Genomic DNA, 18,621 nt, shown 5'->3' on the forward strand with positions numbered 1-18,621 from the left:
ATGATGTCGGGGGTCAGTCATTCAATAACGGCAGATATGCCATCTGGATGAATCTGCGGCATGCCTTCGTGACATGTCTGCCACTCATGCCTGGCCTTCCTGCACAGACTTTCATGCCTGATGGGGGCTGTCAGGCTCCGCGATGGCCTGCTGGAAACGCTCGAGCTGCGTGGCGAAGGTGCCCGCCAGCTGGCGGGTCAGTTCGCGGGCATCCCGGGACAGCGGCGCCTCCGGCTCATCCTGCTCCTGTGTACGGGAGACCTCGGGGGCCATGTCCGGCAGTACCTTGAGATTGAGCATCACGCGCTGCGCGGGGATGTGGTACCAGGGCTCGCCCTTGGTCAGCGTGCTGGGCTGGCAGTCGATCAGCACCGGGGTGATGTCACAGGGCGTGCGCAGGGCGATGTTGGCGGCGCCGCGACGGAACTTCAGGGCGCGGCCCGGCACGCTGCGCGTCCCCTCGGGGAACAGGATCAGGGCGTTGCCCTTGGCCAGGCTCTCGCGGGCGGCATCCAGCACGCCCTGTGGCTCGTTGTTGGTGATATAGCCGGCGGCGCGGATCGGGCCGCGAGTGAACGGGTTGCGGGCCAGACGCCCCTTGACCACGCAGTCGGCGTGGGGGATCAGCGCGATCAGGAAGACCACGTCGATCAGTGTGGGGTGATTGGCCAGCACCAGCAGCCCCGGGCGCTGCAGACGCTGACAGTCGTGCAGACGGTAGTCGAGCACACCCAGGCCGCGCATCAGCTGGAGGAAGCCGCGCATGGCGTGATGGATGATGCGGCGCGCCAGGCGCTGGCGGCGTTCGCCATCGCGCATGCTCACTGTCAGCAGGGGCAGCAGCCCCCCCAGCAGCAGGCCACCCAGCCCGAAGACGCTGAAGCTGATGGCGGTGGCGATGCCACGCCACAGTCGCCCGAGGGGGGAGGATAGCCCGAAGGCACGACGAGGCGTCATCACTGCAGCGCGGCGTCAGTGGCGGGAGGAGGGTTCAGTTGCCAGGCCTGCCGGCGACAGACGAGCGGTGTCTGTCCGGCGGCTTCCAGCCACTCGATCACCTCGATGGGGGTCGGGGCGTGGTGGGCCGGCTCCTCGGCGTCGACTGGCAAGGCGGCGAGCCGCGGGGCCTCAGGCGAGGTACGGCTCAAGCGCATGGCGACGGCACTGGCATGCTCGGGATAGTCGCCGTGGTGCTGGAAGGCCTCTGGCGCGGCGATATCGGAGAACAGCACGATGACTTCCTCCCGCTCCCCCAGATAGCCGAGCGCTTCGCTCATCAGTGCATCGAACTCGTCACCGCAGGCGGCGAGCGCCTCGAGCGGCTGATGGGACTGACGCGTGATCGAGTACATGCCAAGGATGGCGTTGTGCACCGAGAGCGAGAAGCGTGCGGGTGACAAGGCTTCCTGCGGCTGGGTGGCCGAGTCGAGCAGGGCAAGTATCTTGCTGGTGTCGCCATGTCGGGAGGCGTGGATGATCGGCAGATCACCCTCAGGGTCGAGGGTGAACAGCAGCTTGCAGCATGCCTGCCCGACCGGACTCAGTCGGCGGCGCAGCATCGCCGGTACCTGTTCGGCACGCGGGGAGGGGGTGATGTCGGTGCGACCGTCGTGGGTCGTGCGTGTCGCACTCGCCTGCCAGGCTCGCCAATCAGTCAGACGCATGAGGTTCCTGTCCGTGAACGCATCGTTGCCATATTGGAGCCTCAGTGTACCGCAGGGGAAACGGCCAGCCCAAGCCAGCGGCCCATCAGGCCGAGCGTTGGTGCTCTGGTGGACAAATGCCCGATGCCGCGCGAGTGAGACGTCGCGGACCCGGCGGCTCGCGCCACCGCGCGCTGGGCGCCTTGCGGGCATGAGCACTGGACTGCCCGCGATGACGGTGTAAGGTGTCGCTTCAGCGAGCCAGAGGCCGAGGGCCTGAGGGCGATGGGAGCGCCGGCAGCGGGGGGCGTGTGCGCCTGCCGGGCGGTCCTGTCATGCCTTCTGGTGGTCATAACGAAGGGTGAGGATGGGGAATGAAGCCGATCATGCGTGAGGCAACGTCATGAGCACGCCGAGGGAGGCGAGAGCGGGGGGCCACGGTGCCGCCTTGATGCGTCGTCTGCAGGTGACGGAGTGGCTGCCGGTGGTCCGGGTGCTCGGCCTGCTGCTGTGCGTGGTGGCGGTGATGATGCTGGTGCCGTTGCTGCTGTTGCTGGAAGAGGGCGATGCGGATGCGTGGGCCTTCGCGATATCGCTGGGCATCACGCTGGGATCGGCTCTGGTGATGCTGTTGGTCTCGCACCAGGTGGAGCTGCAGCTCAAGCCCCGCGCGATGTTCGTGCTGACGACCCTTAGCTGGGTGCTGGTGTCAGCCTACTCGAGCCTGCCCTTGATCTTCGGCGCGACCCACCTGGGCGTCACCGATGCCGTCTTCGAGTCGGTCTCGGCGATCACCACCACCGGCTCGACCGTGCTGACCCACATCGAAGGACTGTCGGATGGCCTGAAGCTGTGGCGGGGCCTGATGCAGTGGGTGGGGGGGATCGGCATCATCGTGATGGCCATCGCGATCCTGCCGTTCCTGAAGGTGGGTGGCATGCGTCTGTTCCAGACCGAATCCTCGGACTGGTCCGACAAGGTGCTGCCACGTGCCGGGGGTGTCGCCAAGGCGATCGGGCTGGTCTATGTGGGGCTGACGCTGCTGGCGATCCTGAGCTACTGGCTGGGGGGCATGCTGCCGCTGGATGCCGTGGTGCATGGCATGACCTCGCTGGCCACGGGCGGGTTCGCCAACTACGACAGCTCGATGGGTATCTATTCCGATCGCCCGCATCTGCTGTGGATGGCTTCCGCCTTCATGCTGCTGGGGGCGCTGCCCTTCGTGCTGTTCATCCGCGCCTGGCAGGACAGTGCCGGGGTGATGTGGTGCGATGCTCAGGTGCGCGGCTTCCTGAGTTTGCTGGGCTGGGTGATCGCGGCGCTGACGCTCTATCGCGTCGTGCTGGGGGAGGATCTCTTCACGGCGCTGACCCAGGTGACCTTCAATGTCATGTCGGTGGTGACCACCACGGGCTATGCCAGCGATGACTACAGTGCCTGGGGGCCCTTCGCGGTGGTGGCCTTCTTCTATCTGACCTTCGTCGGGGGCTGCAGCGGCTCCACCAGCGGGGGCATGAAGATCTTCCGCCTGCAGATCGGCCTGATCATGCTCGGCAATCACCTGCGCTCGCTGATCCATGCCAACGGGGTCTTCTCCCAGCGCTACAACGGGCGCGCCTTGCCGGATGAAGTGGTGCGCGCGGTCATCGCCTTCTCGTTCTTCTTCTTCATCACCATCGGCGGGCTGGCACTGGCGCTGTCATTGATCGGGCTGGATCTGGTGACCGCCGTGACCGGTGCCGTGACCGCCGTCACCAACGTCGGCCCCGGGCTTGGGGACATCATCGGCCCGGCCGGCAACTTCGCACCGCTGCCTGACAGCGCCAAATGGCTGCTGTGCATCGGCATGCTGATGGGGCGCCTCGAGATCCTGACCGTGCTGGTGCTGTTCTCGCCCAGCTTCTGGCGCAAGTAGGCGCTCGCCGGCAGCAGGCTGCATGAAGCGGCCAGACACGACAACGCCACCGTCGCAGGACGGTGGCGTTGTCGTGTCCAGGGCGGTATCCCGTGAGCGGGATCAGTCGGTGGCGGTGGCCTCGGCGGCGTCCAGCTTCTCGTCGAGATCGATGGACAGGCCTTCACGATTGAGGATCGGGTTGGCGTACTGCACCAGCCACCAGTCCCTGAGCTCACTCGGCACGCCGGCGAGACGATTCTCGAACACGGCGCGCTCGGCACCACTGATGGCGGAGACATCCAGCGCGGCGGCCAGGCGTGGCTCGTCACGCAGCTGCGGACGGCTGGCGGCCAGCTTCTCGAGTGCCAGCTGGTGGCTCGGGTAGAGGGTGTAGTGCTGGAGTACCTGGCGGTCGACTTCGGCGACCACGTCGTCCGGAGTGGCGAAATCGCCCTTGAGCGGCTCGCCGAACACCAGCTTGACGCGCCCCTTGTGACCGCTGATGCCGGCGGCGATCGACTGGATGTCCTCGTACTGCACCTTCTCGTAGCGCCCTTCATTGGCGATGGCCGCCAGCTCGCGCGCCTTCTGCAGATCGCAGGGGTCGAATTCGTAGCTGATGGACACCGGCACGATGTTGAGCTCGCTGACGCTCTCGCTGAAGGGGCGTGTCTTGTCGGCGGTGCGGGCCGCCATGGTCAGCATCTTGATGATGGCGCTTTCGGTGCCGTCACGGCCATCCTTGGCACGCCCTTCCCGCTGGGCCAGCCAGATGGAGTGCCGATCGTGGATCAAGGAGTGACGAATATAGCCCGACAGTGACTGGTAGGCCGCCAGCATCGCGCGCTTGCCCTTGGCGGAGCGCGGCACGATGAAGCTCTTGTTGAGGCGCATCAGGTCGGTGACGAAGGGCTTCTGGAGCAGGTTGTCGCCGATGGCGATGCGCACCGTGTCGCGGCCGTGGCGATAGAGCGCGTAGTTGACGAAGGCCGGGTCCAGCGAGATGTCGCGGTGATTGGACAGGAACAGATACGGCGTGTCTTCCGACAGCCGCTCGAGTCCCACCGTCTCGAAACTGGTGGTGGTGGTATGGATCATGCGCGCCATGTAGCTGGCGATGCGGGTCTGGAAACTGGCCACGTCCTTCACGCCCATCATCTCGCGCTTGATGGCCAGGCGAGCGATCTGGCGCGCCAGCCACGGGAAGCGCTGGGTCAGTCCCGGCAGGCGGAAGCGAGTCAGGGTGTCGAGCAGTTCGCGGTCCTGCTCGAGGCGCACCAGTACCTCACTTACCTCGTGATCGTGGTAGGGGCGAATCCTGGCGAACGGGTCCTGTTCGTCAGGCGTGGCAGGCTTGGGCGTTGCTGTGTCAGTCATCGACGCACGTCATCCGGATTGTCATTCTTGAGAAGAGAAGAAAGGGGGTGGCGCTCAGCTTCCCGGCTGAGCTTCGCCGCCCAGCCAGGCGGTCATCTGCTCGATCACGCCGGAGAGCACCTGGGCCATCAGCGCGAAGTCGGTCTCCAGTCGCAGGATGGGGTCTTCACCATCCTCCTGGGCATTGGCTTCATCGATGACGGCATCGGCGAACTTGAGGCTCTTGAGCGCCATGTCCTCGCCGAGGATCAACGCGACGCGGCCCTCGACTTCCAGTGCCAGCTTGCTGACCACGCGGCCCAGAGTGAGCGCCGTCTGGATTTCCTCGCCGTCGAGGTCGAACTGACGGGCGCGCAGCACGCCATCCTCGCCGCCCGGCGCCTTGAGCTCGACCTGATCACCGACGATGAGGTCATCCGGGCGCGAGGCCACGTCCTTCAGCCAGGTGGTCATCACCTGGGAGGGCGGCTGCGCGACGGCCAGCGGCGTGACCTTGAGCGAGCCGAGCGTCTGGCGCAGCAGGTCGAGGACTTCCTCGGCACGTTTGGCATTCGAGGCGTTGACGGCGATCAGCCCGCGACGGCTGTCCCACCACAGGTCAGTGCGCGAGGAGCGTGTGAAGGCGCGTGGCAGCAGCTCCTCGTAGATCTGCTCCTTGAGGGTCAGCTTCTCGCGGCGACGCAGCGGACGACCTTCCGCCGTCTCGCGCTCGGCGACTCGCTCCTCGAGTTCTTCCTTGACCACGGCAGTGGGCAGGACACGTTCCTGACGCAGTGCGCTGATCAGATAATGGCCCTGGATCTCGTGGACCAGCATGTCGCTGTTGCGACCGCCCGGTGCCACCCAGCCGATACGCTTGGCTTCGACGCCGGTGACCGGGCGGAAAACATGCTCCGGCAGGGCGTCGGCGAGACGACCCTCTTCCAGCGGTGCGCTATCGTGCAGGCGATACAGTTGCAGGTTCTTGAACCACATGCGACCAGTCCTTGAGTCCGGTGAACGGGGGCTGCCCGTCTGAATGGCGCATATTATGGCGAAACTCATGCGGCGGGTCATCCGCCGTGGACGTGACCCTGCGTCACACTGCGGTTGCCGACCATCGCGCACAAGCACAAAGACATACTGTGTGCACGCTGTGGCGCTAGTCTGGAGTCGACCTGGCGGTTCGCGGTCTGGCGGTTTGCGGTATCGACCGACAGATATCGATCAGCAGGCATCGACCCGCAGGCATCGACCATCAGACTTGAGACGCGGAGGGCGGCAGAGTGATCGACGACGGTGTTATGAAGACTGCTGTGGGGACTGCTGAGGAGACGGTTGTGGCGGCTTTTGTGAAGAGCAGAGCGTCGGGCGCGAGCGCGCTGAAACGGACACGACCACTGACGCTGGCGGCGCTGACCCTGCTGCTGTTCGGCTGCAGCGGGGAGGATGACGCGCACGACAGGGCGGCCAGCACGGCGGCGGCCAGTGCAACGGTCACGAAAGAGACAGTCGTTGCAGAGGAAGCCACTGACGGCGAACCTGCCCCGGCGGCGGTTGGACTGGATCCTGAGATGTTTGCCGCGGGCGCGATCGTCGGTGAGGTCGAGACCGTCGACTGTACCTTGAGCGGCGGCACGCAGACGACCTGCTATCAGTTCCGCGTGGCCGGTGCGCCCGCGGACCCGGAAACCTCGCCGGAGGGGCCTTTCTGCCCGCCCAATACCCATTCCGGTGAGGAGGAAGGCGGCACCTGGATGGATGGCGAGGGCACCCTCTATCAGGTGGACGGCGAGTTCATCAAGAATCTGGCCACTCTCTATCAGGACAAGGAGTGGCAGATGTACGACGTCAACACGGGGGAGATCACCGTGATCGATGGCGCGCGTGGCTGCGAGGTGGCGGGGAACCCGAATCCCATCGAAGGCTTCGACAACTTCTGTCTCGAGTGTCCGCTGGAGGAACTGGGCGGCGGCATCGAGAAGACTGTCGTGATCCCCAGGGTGCCGGTACCGGCCGCCGAGCCGACCTCGCTGGCCGGCCGCGCCAACACCGGCGTGGCGCTCAATGGCGTGCTGTTCGGCCCGCCGGCACCGCTGGAGCTGATCCTGAGCTCTCACACCCTGGGGGTGCTCGATGATTGTGGCGCGCATGCCAATCCGCATGAGGGCTATCACTATCACACCGCCACCGGCTGCTCCGAGATCGGCATTCAGGAGGATGGCCATTCGCCGATGATCGGCTATGCGCTGGATGGCTATTCCATCTATGCCAGAGAGGACAAGGACGGCAATGTTCCCGCTGACCTGGATGACTGTGGCGGCGAGACGGACCCGGTGCGTGGCTATCACTACCACGCCTCCGCGCCGGGGGTTAACCAGATCTTCGGCTGTTTCATGGGCGAGAAGGGGCACTTCCTCGACGAGGAGGGAGGCGAGAGGCCGCCGCAGGGCCCGCCCGGCGAGTAGCCGTCCTGCAGGTCTGGACGTGAAGGGCATCGTCCGTGGCAGATCCCGCCGCCTTGTCAGGATGGCGTGCAGGGCAGGCGCGATCATTCAACCAAGCGTTTGTTTTTCTGCTCGTGCCCGGCCTAAGATCTGATGACGAGGGCCGAGCAGGCTCATCCGTTTCCCGCACAGGAGGCAAGGATGCAACAGGACAGCCGTCAACAGGACGCCGCCGATGAGACCGCCGGCACTTTCAGTCGCACGACACTGAAAGTGCGAGGTTATCACCTGGATGGCTATGGGCACGTCAACAACGCCCGGTATCTGGAGTTCTACGAAGAAGGGCGCTGGGAGTTCATGCTCGCGCATCTGGACCTGGCGGACCTCAAGCGCGAGGGCATCGCGATGGTGGCGGTCAATGTCAATCTGGACTGGCATTATCCGGCCACCGTGCATGATGAGCTGGTGATCACCACGCGACTCGCTCGGGTCGGGCGGCGCAAGATGATCATGCATCAGGAGATCCATCTGGGCGAGACGCGCATGGGCGAGGTGCATCCGCGCTCCGGCGCACTGGTCTCCCGCGCGGATTTCACCTTCGTGCTGATGAATACCCAGACCGGACGGGCCATGCCGCTGGAGGGAGAAATCGGCACGCTGCTGGTATCATTGCTGTCGCCCGAGCCGCAATGAGCGCTGTCAGCGACAGGGGCGCGGCAGTGGGCCGCGTGCCCTTGAGGCCGTACTACCGTACTGACATCCGTTTGCGGGCTCGTGTGAGCTGCTAGGTGAGCGCGCAAGTGATATAATCCCGCCACTTCGGTGCCGCGGAGCTGGCACCCCGTGTCCGCTTCACGCCACTGCCGCGCTGCAGTAGCGACCGAAACCTGATGCTGCCCGAAATACGGTTGCTGCCCCGAAACATTGTCGCTGCCGCAGTGGCGCCAACAGTTGAGTTCAAGGATTTGACGAATCATGGGTGAGATCGCCAGAGAGATACTGCCAGTCAACATCGAGGACGAGCTCAAACAGTCGTATCTCGATTACGCGATGAGCGTCATCATCGGGCGTGCCTTGCCGGATGTCCGCGATGGCCTCAAACCGGTTCACCGTCGCGTGCTGTTCGCGATGCACGAACTGAACAATGACTGGAACAAGGCCTACAAGAAATCCGCCCGTGTCGTCGGCGATGTGATCGGTAAATACCACCCGCACGGTGACAGTGCGGTCTATGACACCATCGTCCGCATGGCCCAGCACTTCTCCATGCGTTATGTGCTGGTGGATGGTCAGGGCAACTTCGGTTCCATCGATGGCGACAGCGCCGCGGCGATGCGTTACACCGAGGTGCGCATGGCGCGCCTGGCGCACGAGCTGCTGGCCGACCTCGAGAAGGACACCGTCGACTGGGTCGACAACTATGACGGCACCGAGCGCATTCCTGCCGTGTTGCCGACCAAGACCCCGAACCTGCTGGTCAACGGCTCCTCCGGTATCGCCGTGGGCATGGCCACCAACATCCCGCCGCACAACATGGGCGAGGTCATCGATGGCTGTCTGGCGCTGATCGACAACGGCGACCTGACCATCGATGAGCTGATGGAATACATCCCGGGGCCGGACTTCCCGACCGCGGGTATCATCAACGGCCGTGCCGGCATCCTCGATGCCTATCGCACCGGCCGTGGTCGCATCTATGTGCGTGCCGTGCACACCATCGAGCACCACGACAAGAGCGGTCGTGACCACATCATCATCACCGAGCTTCCCTACCAGGTGAACAAGGCGCGTCTGATCGAGAAGATCGCCGAACTGGTCAAGGACAAGAAGATCGAGGGCATCGCCGAGCTGCGTGACGAGTCCGACAAGGACGGTCTGCGCGTGGTCATCGAGACCAAGCGTGGCGAATCCGGTGAAGTGGTCGTCAACAACCTCTTCTCCCAGACCCAGCTCGAGACCGTGTTCGGCATCAACATGGTCGCGCTGCACGAAGGTCAACCGAAGATCCTGAATCTCAAGCAGATTCTGGAATCCTTCGTGCGTCACCGTCGTGAAGTCGTCACCCGTCGTACGCTGTTCGAACTCAAGAAGGCGCGCGAACGCGGCCACATTCTTGAAGGTCTGGCGGTGGCGATCTCGAACATCGATGAGGTGATCGAGCTGATCAAGGGCTCGCCGAGTGCGGCGGAAGCCAAGGAAAAGCTGATCGATCGTGAATGGCAGCCGGGTCAGGTGGTCGAGATGCTCGAGCGCGCCGGTGCCACTTCCTGCCGTCCGGAAGACCTGCCGGAAGGTCTGGGGCTGTCTGAAGATGCCAGACACTATCGTCTGTCGCCGGCTCAGGCTCAGGCCATCCTCGAGCTGCGCCTGCATCGCCTGACCGGTCTCGAGACCGAGAAGCTGCTGGCCGAGTACTCCTCCATCCTCGAGCGCATCGCCGAGCTGATGGAGATCCTGTCCTCTGCCGATCGCCTGATGGAGGTCATCCGCGAAGAGCTGCGTGAAGTGCGCGCCCAGTACGCCGATGAGCGTCGCACCGAGATCATGACCAGCCGTCGTGACCTGACCATCGAAGACCTCATCAACGAGGAAGACATGGTGGTGACGGTCTCGCGCAGTGGCTATGCCAAGACGCAGCCGCTGTCTGACTACCAGGCCCAGAAGCGCGGTGGCCGTGGCAAGTCGGCGACCGCGATGAAGGACGAGGATGTCATCGAGCACCTGCTGGTCGCCTCGACCCATGACACCGTGCTGCTGTTCTCCAACAAGGGCAAGGTGTACTGGCTCAAGGTCTACGAGATGCCGCAGGCCTCGCGTGGTTCGCGTGGCAAGCCGCTGGTCAACCTGATTCCGCTGGCGGAAGGCGAGTGGGTGACCACCATCCTGCCGGTGCGTGATTACGCCGCCGACAGCTACATCTTCTTCGCCACGGCCAACGGCACGGTCAAGCGTACGGCGCTGAGCCAGTTCTCGCGTCCGCGCAGCGTCGGTCTGATCGCGCTGGACATCGAGGAAGGCGACCGTCTGATCGGCGCCGACATCACCTCCGGCTCCGACCACGTCATGCTGCTGTCGTCCAACGGCAAGGCGATCCGCTTCGAGGAGCAGAACGTGCGTGTCATGGGCCGTACCGCTCGCGGTGTGCGCGGCATGCGTCTGATCGGCGATGCTCAGGTCATCAGCCTGATCATCCCGCGCACCACGGCCATCGATGACAACGAGGCTGACGTCGATGATTCGCTGGATGTGACGGCGGATGGCGTCGAGAGCGCTGATGTGGCAGTTACTGATGTCGCGACGGATGAAGGCGTTGCGACCGGTGAGGTGCCGCAGTGCTACATCCTGACGGCCTCGGCCAATGGCTACGGCAAGCGTACGCGCCTGGAAGAGTTCCCGCTGCGTGGCCGCGGTGGCCAGGGCGTGATCGCGATGCAGACCAGCGAGCGCAACGGCGATCTGGTCAGCGCGGTTCAGGTCAGCGACAACGATGAACTGATGTTGATCACCGACCGCGGCACCCTGGTGCGGACCCGTGTGGCCGAGGTGTCCATCACCTCGCGCAACACTCAGGGCGTGACCCTGATCCGCACGGCGGAAGAGGAGCGACTGGTGACCACGGTGCGTGTCGACGAGCCGGAAGATGTCGTGGTGATCGACGAAGACGGTACGGTCGCTCACGACGTCGAGGGTCAGGAAGAAGGCAAGAAGGACGCGCTGAGCACCGATGAACAGGTGCAGGCGGGAGACGCTGCCGAGTCGACGGATACCCCGCCGACAGACGTGGAATAAGACGCTGGATTGCGACCGCCTTCGGGGCGGTCGCTTCACTTTCGGGAATTAAGACGACATGACACGCAAGTTCAATTTCTGCGCCGGTCCTGCTGCACTGCCGACCGCTGTCCTGGAACGCGCACGCGCCGAGATGCTGGATTATCAGGGCCGCGGACTGTCCGTCATGGAGATGAGTCATCGCTCCGACGACTTCGTGGCCATCGCCGAGAAGGCCGAGGCGGATCTGCGCGAACTGCTCGACATTCCGTCCCACTATCGCGTGCTGTTCATGCAGGGCGGCGCTTCCACCCAGTTCGCGGGGGTGCCTCTGAACCTGCTGGGCGAGGGCGGCAGCGCCAACTATCTGTATACCGGTATCTGGGGCAAGAAGGCGATCAAGGAAGCCGAGCATCTGGCCGTGGGCAGCCATGTGGCCGCCTCCAGCGAGAGCAATGGCCTGATTGCCGTGCCGCGTCAGAATGCGATCCAGCTCTCGGGTGATGTGGGCTATCTGCACTACACCGCCAACGAGACCATCGGCGGCCTCGAGTTCGACTACATTCCCGAGGTGGCAGCGGATGGCGTGCCGCTGGTGTGTGACATGTCGTCTTCCATCCTGTCGGGGCCGCTGGATGTCAGCCGTTTCGGTGTCATCTATGCCGGTGCCCAGAAGAACATCGGTCCGGCGGGGCTGACGCTGGTCATCGTGCGTGAAGATCTGCTCGAGCGTGCGCGCAAGGACTGCCCGACCATGCTGAACTGGAAGACGGCCGCCGAGGCGGGCTCCATGTTCAACACCCCGCCGACCTATGCCTGGTATCTCTCAGGCCTGGTGTTCGAGTGGCTGAAGGATGAGGTCGGGGGTCTCGATGCCATGAATGCGATCAATGATCGCAAGGCGCAGGCACTTTATGCGGCCATCGACGGCAACGACTTCTACTCCAATCCGATCGTCACCGAGAACCGTTCACGCATGAACGTGCCGTTCGTGCTGGCCGATGATCGTCTCGACAAGACCTTCCTTGCCGAGTCCGAGGCGGCGGGTCTGCTCAATCTGGCCGGTCACCGCAGTGTCGGTGGCATGCGTGCCAGTCTCTACAACGCCGTGCCGGAAGCTGCCGTCACTGCGCTGGTGGACTTCATGGGCGACTTTGCGCGTCGTCACGGCTAAGGGAGAGGTGAGATGACGGATTCCAAGCAGAATCCTGCGCCGCAGGTGGCTGCCAAGGCGGTCACGCTGGACGAGCTGCGTCAGCGCATCGATACCATCGACAGCGAGCTGCTGCGCCTGATCAGCGAGCGGGCGGGCTGTGCGCAGCAGGTGGCCGAGGTCAAGATGGCGGCCGGTGACGTGGGCGAGGATGGCCAGGTGCAGTTCTATCGTCCTGAGCGTGAAGCCCAGGTGTTGCGCCGTATCATGGCCGACAACCCCGGCCCGCTGAAGGGCGAGGAGATGGCGCGTCTGTTCCGCGAGATCATGTCCGCCTGTCTGGCGCTGGAGCAGCCGATTCGTCTGGCCTATCTCGGCCCGGAAGGCACCTTTACCCAGCAGGCCGCGCTCAAGCACTTCGGTGACAGTGCCGTGACCAAGCCGATGGCCGCCATTGACGAGGTGTTCCGCGAAGTGGAAGCCGGCGCGGTGCAGTACGGCGTGGTGCCGGTGGAAAACTCCACCGAGGGTGTCATCAATCACACGCTGGATTCGTTCATGGGCTCGCAGCTCAAGATCTCCGGCGAAGTGGTGCTGCGCATTCACCATCACCTGCTGGTGGGCCCGAATACGCGTCGCGAGAAGATCTCGCGCATCTATTCCCACGCCCAGTCGCTGGCCCAGTGCCGCAAGTGGCTGGATGCCCACTTCCCGCACGCCGAGCGCATCGCGGTGTCCTCGAATGCCGAGGCCGCGCGTCAGGTGCGCACCGAGTGGCACAGTGCGGCGATTGCCGGTGACATGGCGGCCAAGCTCTATGAGCTGGAGAAGGTCGAGGAGAAGATCGAGGACAGCCCCGACAACTCCACGCGTTTCTTGATCATCGGCGACAGCTCGGTGCCGGCGTCCGGCGATGACAAGACGTCCATCGTGGTGGCGATGCGCAACCAGCCGGGCGCGCTGCATGACCTGCTGGCACCGTTCCATCGCCACCAGATCGATCTGACCCGTGTCGAGACGCGGCCGTCGCGCTCGGGTGCCTGGAACTATGTCTTCTTCATCGACTTCCGTGGCCACCGTGATGATCCGCTCATCACGGAGACGCTGGAAGAGCTGCGTCAGTGCGCGGCGGACGTCAAGGTGCTCGGGTCCTACCCGGTCGGTGTGCTGTGAGCGAGTCGGAACAGGCAGTGACTGGCGCGGCGGCGGACATGCTGTCCTCGGAGCGGCTGGCCGGCGAGCGGCGTATCCTGCTGGTCGGGCTGGGGTTGATCGGTGGCTCGCTTGCCGCCGCATTGCGTGCGGCGGGTCATCGCGGCGAGATTCTCGCCTGTGATCGGGATTCCAACGAGATCTGCCTCGGTCAGCGCATGAAGCTGATCGATGGCGGCAGTACTCAGCTGGCTGGGCTGGTGCCCGGCGCCTCGCTGGTGGTGCTGTGCGTGCCGGTGATGGCGATGAAGGGCGTGATGGCGGAGATCGCACCGCTGCTGGACGATGATGCGGTGGTCACCGATGTCGGTAGTACCAAGGGCGCGATCCGCGACGCGGCGATCGGCGTGTTCGGTCACATGCCGCCGAATCTGGTGCTCGGGCATCCGATCGCCGGTTCCGAGAAGAGCGGGGTGGCGGCGTCCAATCCCGAGCTCTATCGCGATCACAAGGTGATTCTGACGCCGGAACCGGACAGTGACCCCGAGGCCGTGGCACGCGTGGCCGCCATGTGGTCGGTGTGTGGTGCTCAGCTGCTGGACATGAGCGTGGCACGCCACGACGAGGTTCTGGCACGCACCAGCCATCTGCCGCATCTGCTGGCGTTCTCGCTGGTGGACAGCCTGGCGCGTCAGGATGAGCGCCTGGAGATCTTCCGCTACGCGGCGGGCGGTTTCCGCGACTTCACGCGTATCGCGGGCAGTGACCCGGTGATGTGGCGTGACGTCTATCTGGCCAACCGCGATGCGGTGCTGGAGGCGCTGGATGAATTCGAGGCCGGGGTAGCGCGAGTGCGTGCTGCCGTGACCGCGGGCGATGGCGAGGCGATGCTGGGGATATTCACCCGCGCCAGCCACGCTCGACACTACTTCAATACCCTATTGAAACAGACGAGTTATCAGACAATGGAACAGCAGAACGTGCGGTACCGTGCACTGCCGGGTGGGCAGGTTCAGGGGCGCATTCGTGTGCCGGGTGACAAGTCCATGTCACATCGCTCCATCATGCTGGGCGCGCTGGCGAACGGCGTGACCGAGGTCGAGGGCTTCCTCGAGGGTGAAGACAGCCTGGCCACGCTGCAGGCCTTCCGCGACATGGGCGTGGTCATCGAAGGCCCGCATCAGGGACGTGTGACCATTCACGGCGTGGGCCTCAACGGCCTGAAGCAGCCGCCGGGCCCGCTATATGTCGGCAACTCCGGCACCGCGATGCGTCTGTTCGCCGGCCTGCTGGCCGGTCAGGCCTTCGATACCGAGCTGACCGGTGATGCCTCGCTGACCAAGCGCCCGATGGACCGCGTCGCCAACCCGCTGCGCGAGATGGGCGCGGTGATCGATACCGCCGAGAATGGCCGTCCGCCGCTGCGTATCCACGGTGGTCAGCCGCTCAAGGGGATCCGCTACGAGATGCCGATGGCGTCCGCTCAGGTCAAGTCCTGCCTGCTGCTGGCCGGTCTCTACGCCGAAGGCGAGACCCGCGCCATCGAGCCGGCACCGACGCGTGACCACACCGAGCGCATGCTCAACGGCTTCGGCTACAAGGTCGAGCGTCAGGGCGCCGAGGCATGGCTGACCGGTGGTGGTAGCCTCGAGGCCTGCCCGATCGACGTGCCGGCCGACATCTCCTCCGCGACCTTCTTCCTGGTCGCCGCGGCCATCACGCCAGGTGCCGATCTGGTGCTGGAGCACGTCGGCATCAACCCGACGCGCATCGGCGTGATCAACATCCTCAAGGCGATGGGTGCCGATCTGAGCATCTCCAACGAGCGTGAAGTCGGCGGTGAGCCGGTGGCGGACCTGCACATCCGCTATGCGCCGCTCAAGGGGATCGACATCCCGGAAGATCAGGTCCCGCTGGCCATCGACGAATTCCCGGCGCTGTTCATCGCGGCGGCCAATGCCGAGGGCATGACCCGCCTGCGTGGCGCCGAGGAGCTGCGCGTCAAGGAGTCCGACCGCATCCAGGTGATGGCGGACGGTCTGGCGCAGATCGGTGTCGAGCACGAAGTCGTCGCCGACGGTATCGACATCCGTGGCGGTGCCTACGGTGGCGGTCTGGTCGACAGTCACGGTGACCACCGTATCGCGATGGCCTTCAGCGTGGCGGCGCTGCGTGCGCAGGGCGAAATCCTGATCGATGATTGTGCCAATGTCGCGACCTCCTTCCCGAACTTCGTGGCGCTGGCCAGTGAAGTCGGCATGCAGGTCGAGAACCTCGGTGCCGTGGCACCCGGACAGGAGGCGTCATGAGTGGTGAAGCGACTCCGCATCACAGCCAGGTGAGCGATGAGCCGGTGCTGACCCTCGATGGCCCCGGCGGGGCCGGCAAGGGCACCATCAGCCGTCTGGTCGCGGCGAGCCTGGGCTGGCACCTGCTGGACTCCGGTGCGCTGTATCGCCTGACGGCTCTGGCCGCCGAGCGTCACGGTGTGGCCTTGGAGGACGAGTCCGCGGTGGCCACCATCGCCGAGCACCTCGATGTCCAGTTCGATGCCGAGGGGGATGCCACTCGCGTGATTCTCGAGGGCGAGGACGTCACGCGTGACATTCGTCTCGAGACGGTCGGCAACAACGCCTCCATCATCGCGGCCCAGCCGCGCGTGCGCACCGCACTGCTGGCACGTCAGCGTGCCTTCGCGCGTGCGCCGGGCCTGGTGGCCGACGGTCGCGACATGGGCACGGTGGTCTTCACCGAGGCGCCGCTCAAGATCTTCCTCACCGCCTCGGCCGAGGAACGTGCGCGCAGACGTCATGCCCAGTTGCAGGAAGCGGGTGTGGATGCTAATATTTCGAGCCTTTTGACAGAAATACAGGCGCGCGATGCACGCGACATGGGCCGGGCAGTCGCCCCGCTCAAGCCGGCAGATGATGGCGTGATCCTCGATACGACGGATCTCGACATCGAGCAGGTGGTCGAGCGCATCCAGCAGCTGCTGGTCGAGTATGGCCTGGTGGCGGAACGCTGAAACGGCATGTCCGTGGCCTTCATCGGCAAGCGTACCTGTTGTGTCAGGACAATCGATTGATAGCCTGCTGCTGCATCAAGGCCTTCGGGCCGGGCAGTGGCAGGCTTCGCTCGCTCTGCGAGCGGAGACGCAGGACAAGGCACGACCCAGATGACACTGCGGTGTCATCAACCCCCCGGCCAGGTGTCATGGGGTGCATCGGCGGCAAGCGGAAAGCCGGTGTATCTCGAACCAGCGTCAACGCCCCCGGGGATATGTAGATATGGCCCGTGCTTGCTGGTGGTACGGAGACTGCGGTGCAAGCCGCCCCAAACGTTGATCATGTAGGAATACCATGAGCGAGAGCTTTGCTGATTTATTTGAACAGTCACTCCAGGACATCAACATGGAGCCGGGCGCAATCGTGTCCGCTACCATCGTCGATATCGATGGCGACTGGATCACTGTCAATGCCGGTCTGAAATCTGAAGGTCAGATTCCGTCTGAACAGTTCCGTGACGAAAGTGGCCAGCTGTCCATCAGCATCGGCGACGAAGTCATGGTCGCGCTGGAAGCCGTCGAAGATGGCTTCGGTGAGACCCGCCTGTCCCGCGAGAAGGCCAAGCGTGCCGAAGCGTGGAAAGAGCTGGAAGCCGCCTTCGAGAAGGACGAGATCGTCAAGGGCGTGATCAACGGCAAGGTCAAAGGTGGCTTTACCGTCGACATCAACACCATCCGTGCCTTCCTGCCGGGTTCTCTGGTCGATGTCCGCCCTGTGCGCGACACCGCCCACCTCGAGAACAAGGAACTGGACTTCAAGGTCATCAAGCTCGACGCCAAGCGCAACAACGTTGTCGTGTCTCGTCGTGCCGTCCTCGAAGCCGAGAACAGCGCTGAGCGTGAAGCCCTCCTGGCCACTCTGCAGGAAGGTCAGCAGATTCAGGGTATCGTCAAGAACCTGACCGACTACGGCGCCTTCGTCGACCTCGGCGGCGTTGACGGCCTGCTGCACATCACCGACATGGCCTGGAAGCGCATCAAGCATCCGTCCGAGATCGTTGCTGTCGGCGACGAGATCAACGTCAAGGTGCTGAAGTTCGACCGCGAGCGCAACCGTGTGTCTCTGGGTCTCAAGCAGCTGGGTGAAGATCCGTGGGTCAACATCAAGGCTCGCTACCCGGAAGGCGCCAAGATCAACGCACGCGTCACCAACCTCACCGACTACGGCTGCTTCGCCGAGCTGGAAGAGGGCGTCGAAGGTCTGGTCCACGTGTCCGAAATGGATTGGACCAACAAGAACATCCACCCGTCCAAGGTCGTCAATGTCGGCGATGACGTGGAAGTGATGATTCTGGACATCGACGAAGAGCGTCGTCGTATCTCCCTGGGTATCAAGCAGTGCACCACCAACCCGTGGGAAGACTTCAGCGGCAAGCACAACAAGGGCGACCGTGTCTCCGGTACCATCAAGTCAATCACTGACTTCGGTATCTTCATCGGTCTGGAAGGCGGCATCGACGGCCTGGTTCACCTGTCTGACATCTCCTGGAACGAAGCTGGCGAAGAAGCCGTGCGTCGTTACAAGAAGGGTGAAGAAGCTGAAGCGGTCATCCTGTCCATCGATCCGGAACGTGAGCGCATCTCTCTGGGCATCAAGCAGCTCGAGAGCGATCCGGTCTCTGAATACCTGGCCGTCAACGACAAGGGCGCCATCGTGTCCGGTCGTGTTGTCGACATCGACGCCAAGGAAGTTCAGGTCGAGCTGGCCACTGACGTCATCGCCATCCTGAAGGCGTCTGAAATCAGCGCTGATCGTGTCGAAGACGCACGCAACGTCCTGAGCGTCGGCGATGCTGTCGAAGCCAAGATCGTCGGTGTGGATCGCAAGAGCCGCCTGATCAACCTGTCCGTCAAGTCCAAGGACCAGGTGGAAGCACCGCGTCGCGATGCTGCCAAGCCGCGTACCCAGGAAGTCGAGAGCAACGGCCCGACGACCATCGGTGACCTGATCAAGCAGCAGCTGGGTCAGGAGTGATCCCGAGACATTCCGCCTCCTCGTGAGGCGGGATGTCCGGATCCACGCTGAGGTGACATGCCTCTGGTTGCCACCTCAGCGTCTCCGAATCGGTATCCTGCACACGACGCATGTCATGCGCAGGAACGAAAAAAACCGCCACCCTTCGGGGTGGCGGTTTTTTTGT

Annotated in this window: 13 protein-coding genes; 9 read left to right on the forward strand and 4 right to left on the reverse strand. The window is 64.1% G+C overall.

What is annotated here, in order from left to right; genetic code table 11:
* Nucleotides 1-111: 111 nt before the first annotated feature.
* Nucleotides 112-957 (reverse strand): lysophospholipid acyltransferase family protein, encoded by an 846-nt coding sequence (locus PJK54_RS02115; RefSeq protein ID WP_271302147.1) that lies wholly within the window; start codon nt 955-957, stop codon nt 112-114.
* Complete coding sequence (locus PJK54_RS02120) at nt 957-1,664, reverse strand: beta-ketoacyl synthase chain length factor (protein ID WP_271302148.1); 708 nt, start codon at nt 1,662-1,664, stop codon at nt 957-959. The genes PJK54_RS02115 and PJK54_RS02120 overlap by 1 nt, the downstream gene beginning before the upstream one ends.
* Nucleotides 1,665-2,094: 430 nt before the next feature.
* On the opposite strand from PJK54_RS02120, the gene PJK54_RS02125 reads away from it, so the two are divergent.
* The gene (locus tag PJK54_RS02125) at nt 2,095-3,558 is read left to right on the forward strand and encodes a TrkH family potassium uptake protein (RefSeq protein ID WP_271302316.1); all 1,464 of its coding nucleotides are present in this window, start codon (nt 2,095-2,097) and stop codon (nt 3,556-3,558) included.
* 102 nt (nt 3,559-3,660) lie between these two features.
* On the opposite strand, the gene PJK54_RS02130 is transcribed toward PJK54_RS02125, so the two are convergent.
* Both PJK54_RS02130 and PJK54_RS02135 read right to left on the reverse strand, forming a co-directional pair.
* On the reverse strand, nt 3,661-4,917 hold the full coding sequence (locus tag PJK54_RS02130) for a 1-acyl-sn-glycerol-3-phosphate acyltransferase (protein WP_077375253.1): 1,257 nt from the start codon (nt 4,915-4,917) through the stop codon (nt 3,661-3,663).
* 54 nt (nt 4,918-4,971) lie between these two features.
* Nucleotides 4,972-5,892 carry a recombination-associated protein RdgC gene (locus tag PJK54_RS02135; RefSeq protein ID WP_176503170.1) on the reverse strand — a complete coding sequence of 307 codons (921 nt, stop codon included), beginning with the start codon at nt 5,890-5,892 and terminating at the stop codon, nt 4,972-4,974.
* Between the two features lie 344 nt (nt 5,893-6,236).
* On the opposite strand from PJK54_RS02135, the gene PJK54_RS02140 reads away from it, so the two are divergent.
* From PJK54_RS02140 to rpsA, 8 genes are all read left to right on the forward strand, one after another.
* On the forward strand, nt 6,237-7,364 hold the full coding sequence (locus tag PJK54_RS02140) for a YHYH protein (protein WP_271302149.1): 1,128 nt from the start codon (nt 6,237-6,239) through the stop codon (nt 7,362-7,364).
* A 180-nt stretch (nt 7,365-7,544) separates the two neighbouring features.
* Entirely contained in the window at nt 7,545-8,036 is a 492-nt protein-coding gene (locus PJK54_RS02145) for an acyl-CoA thioesterase (protein WP_271302150.1), read from the forward strand.
* Between the two features lie 282 nt (nt 8,037-8,318).
* Nucleotides 8,319-11,132 (forward strand): DNA gyrase subunit A, encoded by a 2,814-nt coding sequence (gyrA, locus tag PJK54_RS02150; protein ID WP_271302151.1) that lies wholly within the window; start codon nt 8,319-8,321, stop codon nt 11,130-11,132.
* Between the two features lie 58 nt (nt 11,133-11,190).
* On the forward strand, nt 11,191-12,285 hold the full coding sequence (gene serC / locus PJK54_RS02155; RefSeq protein WP_077375238.1) for a 3-phosphoserine/phosphohydroxythreonine transaminase: 1,095 nt from the start codon (nt 11,191-11,193) through the stop codon (nt 12,283-12,285).
* A 12-nt stretch (nt 12,286-12,297) separates the two neighbouring features.
* Complete coding sequence (gene pheA / locus PJK54_RS02160; protein ID WP_371861094.1) at nt 12,298-13,437, forward strand: prephenate dehydratase; 1,140 nt, start codon at nt 12,298-12,300, stop codon at nt 13,435-13,437.
* A 38-nt stretch (nt 13,438-13,475) separates the two neighbouring features.
* A complete protein-coding gene (locus PJK54_RS02165; protein WP_084209615.1) occupies nt 13,476-15,725 on the forward strand; it encodes a bifunctional prephenate dehydrogenase/3-phosphoshikimate 1-carboxyvinyltransferase in 2,250 nt (749 codons plus the stop codon).
* On the forward strand, nt 15,722-16,441 hold the full coding sequence (cmk, locus tag PJK54_RS02170; RefSeq protein WP_084208009.1) for a (d)CMP kinase: 720 nt from the start codon (nt 15,722-15,724) through the stop codon (nt 16,439-16,441). Before PJK54_RS02165 ends, cmk begins: the two co-directional genes overlap by 4 nt.
* 334 nt (nt 16,442-16,775) lie before the next feature.
* Nucleotides 16,776-18,455 carry a 30S ribosomal protein S1 gene (gene rpsA / locus PJK54_RS02175; protein ID WP_077375230.1) on the forward strand — a complete coding sequence of 560 codons (1,680 nt, stop codon included), beginning with the start codon at nt 16,776-16,778 and terminating at the stop codon, nt 18,453-18,455.
* The last annotated feature ends 166 nt before the right edge of the window (nt 18,456-18,621 follow it).

This window comes from Cobetia sp. MMG027 (assembly GCF_027947415.1).
GTDB classification, from domain to species: Bacteria; Pseudomonadota; Gammaproteobacteria; order Pseudomonadales; family Halomonadaceae; genus Cobetia; species Cobetia marina.